The organism is Rhodococcus sp. 14-2470-1a (assembly GCF_002259425.1).
In the GTDB taxonomy this organism is placed as follows: Bacteria; Actinomycetota; Actinomycetes; order Mycobacteriales; family Mycobacteriaceae; genus Rhodococcoides; species Rhodococcoides fascians_E.
Genome location: NZ_NPFZ01000035.1, coordinates 21,691 through 28,219, shown reverse-complemented (window position 1 = coordinate 28,219; position 6,529 = coordinate 21,691). Strand labels below are relative to the sequence as shown.

The window sequence follows — 6,529 nt, the reverse complement described above, 5'->3', positions numbered from 1 at the left end:
GGGGGGTGGGGGGCAGGTGGGAGGGGTGGGCGGGTGTCACGGGTGCGAGGGGCACCGGTGATCACCGGCTATCCTTGAAGCGTTATGCCTTCTGCCCGCAGTTCGGCTGCTGCCCCCCGCGCGAGTGCACCCGTGTACCTCGATCATGCTGCGACGACGCCCATGTCCCGCGCCTCCATCGAAGCGATGACGGCAGTGTTCGCCACCGTCGGGAATGCGTCCTCGCTGCACGGATCCGGCAGGGCCGCCCGCCGGAGGGTCGAGGAGTCGAGGGAGTCGATCGCCGAACACCTCGGAGCGCGCCCGTCCGAGGTGATCTTCACCTCAGGGGGAACGGAGAGCGACAACCTTGCGGTGAAGGGGATCTTCGCGGCTCGCCGTGATGCGGATCCGTCGAAGACCAGTATCATCGCCAGCGCGGTCGAGCATCATGCGGTCCTCGACGCAGTCGAGTGGCTCGCTGACCACGAGGGCGCAGAGGTCACCTGGCTCGAGGTCGATTCTCGGGGCCGAGTCCACCCGGACACCCTCCGTGCGGAGCTGGCCGTCGGGGCGGATCGGACTGCGTTGGTGACCATCATGTGGGCGAACAACGAAGTCGGCACGATCATGCCGATTGCCGAGCTGTCCGCGATCGCTCGGGAGTACGACGTGCCGATGCACAGCGACGCGATTCAGGCCGTCCCGCACCTGCGCGTCGATTTCGGCGCCAGCGGCCTGTCCGCCATGAGTGTCGCTGCGCACAAGTTCGGCGGACCTCAGGGCGTCGGTGCCCTGCTGCTGGGACGCACGACGGCGTGTGTCCCGCTGTTGCACGGAGGCGGCCACGAGCGTGACGTCCGATCCGGTACGCACGACACCGCGTCGGTCGTCGCGATGGCCGCGGCGCTCGAGGACACCGTCGCCCACCTCGACACCCGTCATGCGAATGCGGAGCGGTTGCGCGAGAAGATGGTCAGGGGCGTGCGTGCGATCGATCCGGAGGTGATCGTCAACGGCCCGATCGACGATCGGCGGCTACCGGGTATCGCCCACTTCACCTTCCCCGGCTGCGAGGGAGATTCCCTGCTGATGCTGCTGGATGCGGCGGGCATAGAATGTTCGACGGGGTCCGCCTGCACCGCCGGTGTGGCCAGCGCCAGTCACGTGTTGATCGCGATGGGCGCGGATCCGTCGATCGCCCGTGGATCGCTGCGTTTCTCGCTCGGACCGGAATCGACCGACAACGACGTGGACGCACTGCTGGCAGCGTTGCCGCAAGTAATCGAACGAGCCCGCGCAGCGGGATTGGCGAGCGTAGGAGCTCGGGGAGGACAGCGCTGATGCGTGTACTGGCTGCAATGAGCGGCGGAGTGGATTCGGCAGTGGCGGCTGCCCGCGCAGTCGACGAGGGCCATGACGTCGTCGGCGTCCATCTCGCACTGTCGACCGAGCCCGGGACCTTGCGCACCGGTTCCCGCGGTTGCTGCTCCAAGGAAGACGCCGGGGATGCGCGCCGAGCCGCGGACGTGCTGGGGATCCCGTTCTACGTGTGGGACTTCGCCGACCGATTCAAGGAAGACGTCATCGACGACTTCGTCGAGTCGTACGCTGCGGGCGAGACGCCCAATCCGTGCCTGCGGTGCAACGAGAAGATCAAGTTCTCCGCGCTCGCCGACCGTGCGCTCGCCCTCGGATTCGACGCCGTGGCCACGGGGCACTACGCCCAGCTGCACGACGGCGTGTTGCGCCGTGCCGTCGACGCCGACAAGGACCAGTCCTACGTGTTGGCGGTTCTGACGCACAATCAGCTTTCCCGGGCGATGTTCCCCATCGGGGACACCCCCAAGTCCGAGATCCGCGAGGAAGCCGCGGCACGCGGACTCGCGGTGGCGGACAAGCCGGACAGTCACGACATCTGCTTCATCCCGTCGGGTGACACGCGTGCGTTCCTCGGCGCGAAGATCGGTATCCGTCCCGGCAAGGTCGTCGACGCGGACACGGGGGCGGAACTGGCGGACCACGAGGGTGTGCACGGCTTCACGATCGGTCAACGCAAGGGGCTCGGCGTGTCCGGGCCTGCCGCGGATGGAAAGCCTCGGTACGTCACCGCTATCGAGCCGGACAGCGGCAACGTCATCGTCGGGTCCGCTACTCGCCTCGACGTGTGGGGAATCACCGGCGACCGTGCGATCTGGACGGATGGTGTCGCACCCACGGGGCCGATCGAATGTGTCGTGCAGGTTCGCGCGCACGGTGGGCTCACCGAAGCAGTTGCGGAAGCAACCGCCGACGGTGGAGTGGACATTCAGCTTCGCAGTGCACTGACCGGAGTGGCGAAGGGACAAGCGGCTGTGTTGTATCGCCGCGACGTCCAGGGCGACATCGTCATCGGCAGTTCCACCATTGCCGGCACTCGTTCCGAGAGCGAGTGAGCGCCAGCGTCTTCGGGGCGCTGGCGACGGGCATCGGGTCGTGGCCCGGCACCGACGTTCGAGAGGCGTCCTCGATCGTTCTCGGTGAGCTGCCTGCACTGCCGCACATCGTCGAGCTACCGGCTCGTGGACTCGGTGCGGACACCATCGGCAGGACAGGCGCGTTGATGGTGGACATCGAACTCGACGTGCGCACGTCGGGTTACCGCGTGTCGCAGCGCAAGTCTCTGACGGGTCGCCGCGCCGAAGATCTGTTGCACGAGGATCTCGACGTTCTCGAAGAACTCTGGGAGACGGGTGGCTTCGCCGCGACCCATCACGTGTTGAAGGTGCAGGCTGCAGGTCCGTTCACGATGGCGGCCCAGGTCGAGCTGCGCAGTGCGCACCGAGTGTTGACCGACCGGGGCGCGGTTCGCGACTTCGCGGGTTCGTTGACCGAGGGCTTGCGGCAGCAGTGCGCCGAGCTTCGGTCACGGCTGGGTGTCGATGTCGTGGTGCAACTCGACGAGCCGAGTTTGCCTGCAGTTCTTGCTGGTTCGCTGTCGGGGGTGACCAGACTCGATCCGGTGCGGGCCGTACCGGAGCCCGAGGCGTTGGATCTGATCGACTCCGTGCTGCGCGGGGTCGGAGTGCCTACCGCCGTGCATTGTTGCGGTGCGGACGTGCCGTTGGACCTGCTGCGCCGAAGCGCCGCGGAGGCCGCTGCACTCGACGTGGCGCAGCTCGGCGCACGTGACCTCGACGGCATCGGAGAGTTTCTCCAGGCGGGCAAGACGATCATGCTCGGCCTCGTGCCTGCGGTGCGGCCGGAGAAGGTGCCGACGTGGCGTGAGGTCGCGGCACCCGCGGTGACACTCGTCGACCGGCTCGGATTTCCGCGGTCCGTTCTGTCGACTCAGGTGTCGGTCACTCCCGCGTGTGGGTTGGCCGGGGCGACGCCGGAGTGGGCCAGGCAGGCGCTCGAACTGGCGGGCAATGTCGCGGACGCCTTTCAGGACGCACCCGACTCGCTCTAGCAGCGTCTCGAGTGTCGGTGGGGTCCGTTAATGTTCGAGTGTGGACGAATCGACTGCACCGACTGCCGCGACCGAGAACGCCGACGATCGGGCGACGGGCACTCCGGCCTCCAGTGAGGACAAGGAGCGGTGGCAGCAGCTTGCCGAGGACGTACGGGGTCATCAGTTTCGCTACTACGTCCGGGATTCGCCGATCGTTTCGGACGGTGAGTTCGACGCGTTGCTGCGTGAGCTGACCGAGCTCGAGGAGCGCCATCCCGAATTGCGCGTGGCGGATTCGCCGACCCAGTTGGTCGGTGGCGGGTTCGCGACGGAGTTCACCGCGGTCGACCACCTCGAGCGAATGCTGAGTCTGGACAACGTCTTCGATCACGACGAACTGCGAGCATGGGCCAAGCGTGTCGAGACCGAAGTGGGTGATCGCTCCGCAGGCCTGCACTACCTGTGCGAGGTAAAGATCGACGGCGTGGCACTCAACTTGGTCTACGAGAACGGAAAGCTCGTCCGCGGTGCCACTCGCGGTGACGGTAGAACCGGCGAGGACGTGACGCTGAACGCCCGCACCATCTCCGACATTCCGGAGACACTGACTGCCAGCGAAGATCACCCGATTCCGACCCTCCTCGAGGTGCGCGGCGAGGTGTTCTTCCGGCTGGAGGATTTCCAGGCACTCAACGCCTCGCTCGTGGAGGAAGGCAAACCGCCCTTCGCGAACCCACGTAACTCGGCGGCAGGTTCGCTGCGTCAGAAGAACCCGGCGGTCACGTCCAAACGCAGACTCGGCATGATCTGCCACGGCTTCGGCCGCATGGAGGGGTTCGCTCCGGACACTCAGATGCATGCCTACGAGGCGCTGAAGGCATGGGGGCTTCCGGTGTCGTCCCACACGACGCGTGTGGAGGGAATCGATGCCGTCGTGGAGAAGGTGGCCTACTGGGACACACACCGGCACGACGTCGAGCACGAGATCGACGGCCTCGTCGTCAAGGTCGACGAGATGAGTCTGCATCGTCGGCTCGGGACCACCTCGCGCGCGCCGCGCTGGGCAATCGCCTACAAGTACCCGCCGGAGGAAGTGACCACCAAGCTTCTCGACATCCGGGTGAGTGTCGGCCGCACCGGACGCGTCACCCCGTTCGCCTACATGGAGCCCGTGTTGGTGGCCGGTTCCACCGTTTCCCTGGCAACGCTGCACAACGGCTCCGAGGTCAAACGCAAGGGTGTCCTGATCGGGGACACCGTGACCATTCGAAAGGCAGGCGAGGTCATTCCGGAGGTTCTCGGGCCTGTCGTCGACGCCCGCACCGGCGACGAGACCGAGTTCGTCATGCCGACCGAGTGTCCCGAGTGCGGAACCACGCTTGCACCGGCGAAGGAGGGAGACGCCGACCTTCGGTGCCCCAACTCCGAGTTCTGCCCGGGGCAACTCCGTGAACGTATGTTCTTCGTTGCAGAACGAGGCAGGTTCGACATCGAAGGGCTCGGCTACGAGGCCGCGACCGACCTCCTGAAAGCAGGGGTGATCGAGAACGAGGGCGATATCTTCTCGCTGACCGAGGACGACCTGCTCGAGACCGGCATCTTCCGCACCAAGGCCGGGGCGTTGTCCGCCAACGGAAAACGATTGTTGGCCAACCTGGACAAGGCGAAGGACCGCCCTCTGTGGCGCGTGCTGGTGAGCCTGTCCATCCGCCACGTCGGACCGTCCGCGGGCCGCGCGCTCGCCGGCGAGTTCGGCAGTCTCGAGCGCATCGAGAACGCGTCGCACGAGGAACTCGCTGCTGTCGACGGAGTCGGCGGGACCATCGCCACGGCCGTATCCGAGTGGTTCAGAGTGCCGTGGCACCGCACGATCGTCGAGAAATGGCGTGCGGCGGGTGTGCGGATGGAGGACGAGCGCGACGAGTCCATCGTCCGAAACCTGGAGGGCATGTCGATCGTCGTCACCGGATCGCTGGAGAACTACTCCCGTGATCAGGCGAAGGAAGCCATTCTGGTGCGCGGAGGCAAAGCCGCGAGTTCGGTCTCGAAGAAGACCGCATTCGTCGTCGTCGGCGAGTCGCCGGGCAGCAAGCACGACAAGGCCGTCGAGCTCGGCGTACCGGTGCTGGACGAGGCCGGATTCACCGTACTTCTCACCGAAGGCCCCGATGCAGTGCGGGAGCCGGATCCTGATGCCGAGGCGGAAGCTGACGATGCCGCGAACGACGCGGGGGAGGACGCGTAGCTCAGCCGAGAACGGTGGCGACGATACCTGCGAGGTAGCCGAGCCGCGCGACCTCGGAGGGACGGAAGTCCGGTCCTCCCGGGCGCCCGAGCATCAAGACCGTCCCGGAGGCGCCGAGCGGCGCCGCGGCGATCTTCGTGTCCATGTCGCGCCATACCTGCGGCACCCACTCGGCGTCACCGTCGAGGGAAGCCGGGTGTGCCAACGGCATCCACGGCATGTCTGTTGCGTGTGTCTCCGGTGCACCCGAGCTGCCCACGACGCGGTAGGCCCCGTGCGGACCTGTCGCTACCACGACGCTCCAGCCGACCCGCAGTACCCGCGGTGCTCCATCGACCAGCACCTGCAGCCTGTCGTCGGTCGCCGCGGCCACCCGGTCGATCAACTCCAGTTCACGATGGGTGTCGAGCACACCGGTGTACGGCCGGATGGAGTCGACCCGAACGTCGGTCAGATTCTCGGCGGCGGTGATCAGCGTGTCGGGCAGGGCGCCGGGCGGTACGTCCACGACGAGGTCGTCGACGGCGTAACCGTCGCCGCGTTCGATGACGTCGAGCGACAGAATGTCCGCACCGACAGAACCCAGCGCGACGGCGAGCGAGCCGAGGCTGCCCGGTCGGTCGGGGAGCTGAACGCGGAGCAGGTAGGACATGTCGCGCCCTTTCGCTTACGAGAGATGACAGAACTTCGTGGGTGAAACACCGCGAGCCATCCTCGCACTGTCGGCCTCTCGGGGCGCAACTGCCGCACCGGCCGTGACCTTCGCGACATCTGGGTGGGACCGAGTTAGCCGGGAGTGGAGCCTGCAGGAATGACCCAGCCAACCGGGAGTGGAGCCTGCAGGAATGACCCAGCCAACCGGGAGTGGAGCC

The 6,529-nt window shown here is 66.7% G+C and carries 5 protein-coding genes; 4 read left to right on the top strand and 1 reads right to left on the bottom strand.

Features of this window, described 5'->3' with window-relative positions:
* Positions 1-84 precede the first annotated feature (84 nt).
* Genes CH292_RS25055 through ligA form a run of 4 tightly spaced genes read left to right on the top strand, consistent with a single transcriptional unit; the run spans position 85 to position 5,657 of the window.
* Positions 85-1,323, top strand: coding sequence for a cysteine desulfurase family protein (locus CH292_RS25055; RefSeq protein ID WP_094655959.1), 1,239 nt, complete (start codon positions 85-87; stop codon positions 1,321-1,323).
* Entirely contained in the window at positions 1,323-2,414 is a 1,092-nt protein-coding gene (gene mnmA / locus CH292_RS25050) for a tRNA 2-thiouridine(34) synthase MnmA (RefSeq protein WP_019664331.1), read from the top strand. The genes CH292_RS25055 and mnmA overlap by 1 nt, the downstream gene beginning before the upstream one ends.
* Positions 2,411-3,430 carry a methionine synthase gene (locus tag CH292_RS25045; RefSeq protein WP_019664330.1) on the top strand — a complete coding sequence of 340 codons (1,020 nt, stop codon included), beginning with the start codon at positions 2,411-2,413 and terminating at the stop codon, positions 3,428-3,430. Before mnmA ends, CH292_RS25045 begins: the two co-directional genes overlap by 4 nt.
* Positions 3,431-3,470: 40 nt before the next feature.
* Positions 3,471-5,657 (top strand): NAD-dependent DNA ligase LigA, encoded by a 2,187-nt coding sequence (gene ligA / locus CH292_RS25040; RefSeq protein ID WP_094627076.1) that lies wholly within the window; start codon positions 3,471-3,473, stop codon positions 5,655-5,657.
* A 1-nt stretch (position 5,658) separates the two neighbouring features.
* Here the strand turns inward: ligA and CH292_RS25035 are convergent, their stop codons facing one another.
* Entirely contained in the window at positions 5,659-6,309 is a 651-nt protein-coding gene (locus tag CH292_RS25035) for an amino acid-binding protein (RefSeq protein ID WP_019664328.1), read from the bottom strand.
* Positions 6,310-6,529: the final 220 nt, after the last annotated feature.

Excerpts from the sequence above, each read along its gene's own strand:
- CH292_RS25055 (WP_094655959.1), top strand. The coding sequence starts at position 85 with ATGCCTTCTGCCCGCAGTTCGGCTGCTGCCCCCCGCGCGAGTGCACCC.
- CH292_RS25035 (WP_019664328.1), bottom strand. The coding sequence starts at position 6,309 with ATGTCCTACCTGCTCCGCGTTCAGCTCCCCGACCGACCGGGCAGCCTC.
- mnmA (WP_019664331.1), top strand. The coding sequence starts at position 1,323 with ATGCGTGTACTGGCTGCAATGAGCGGCGGAGTGGATTCGGCAGTGGCG.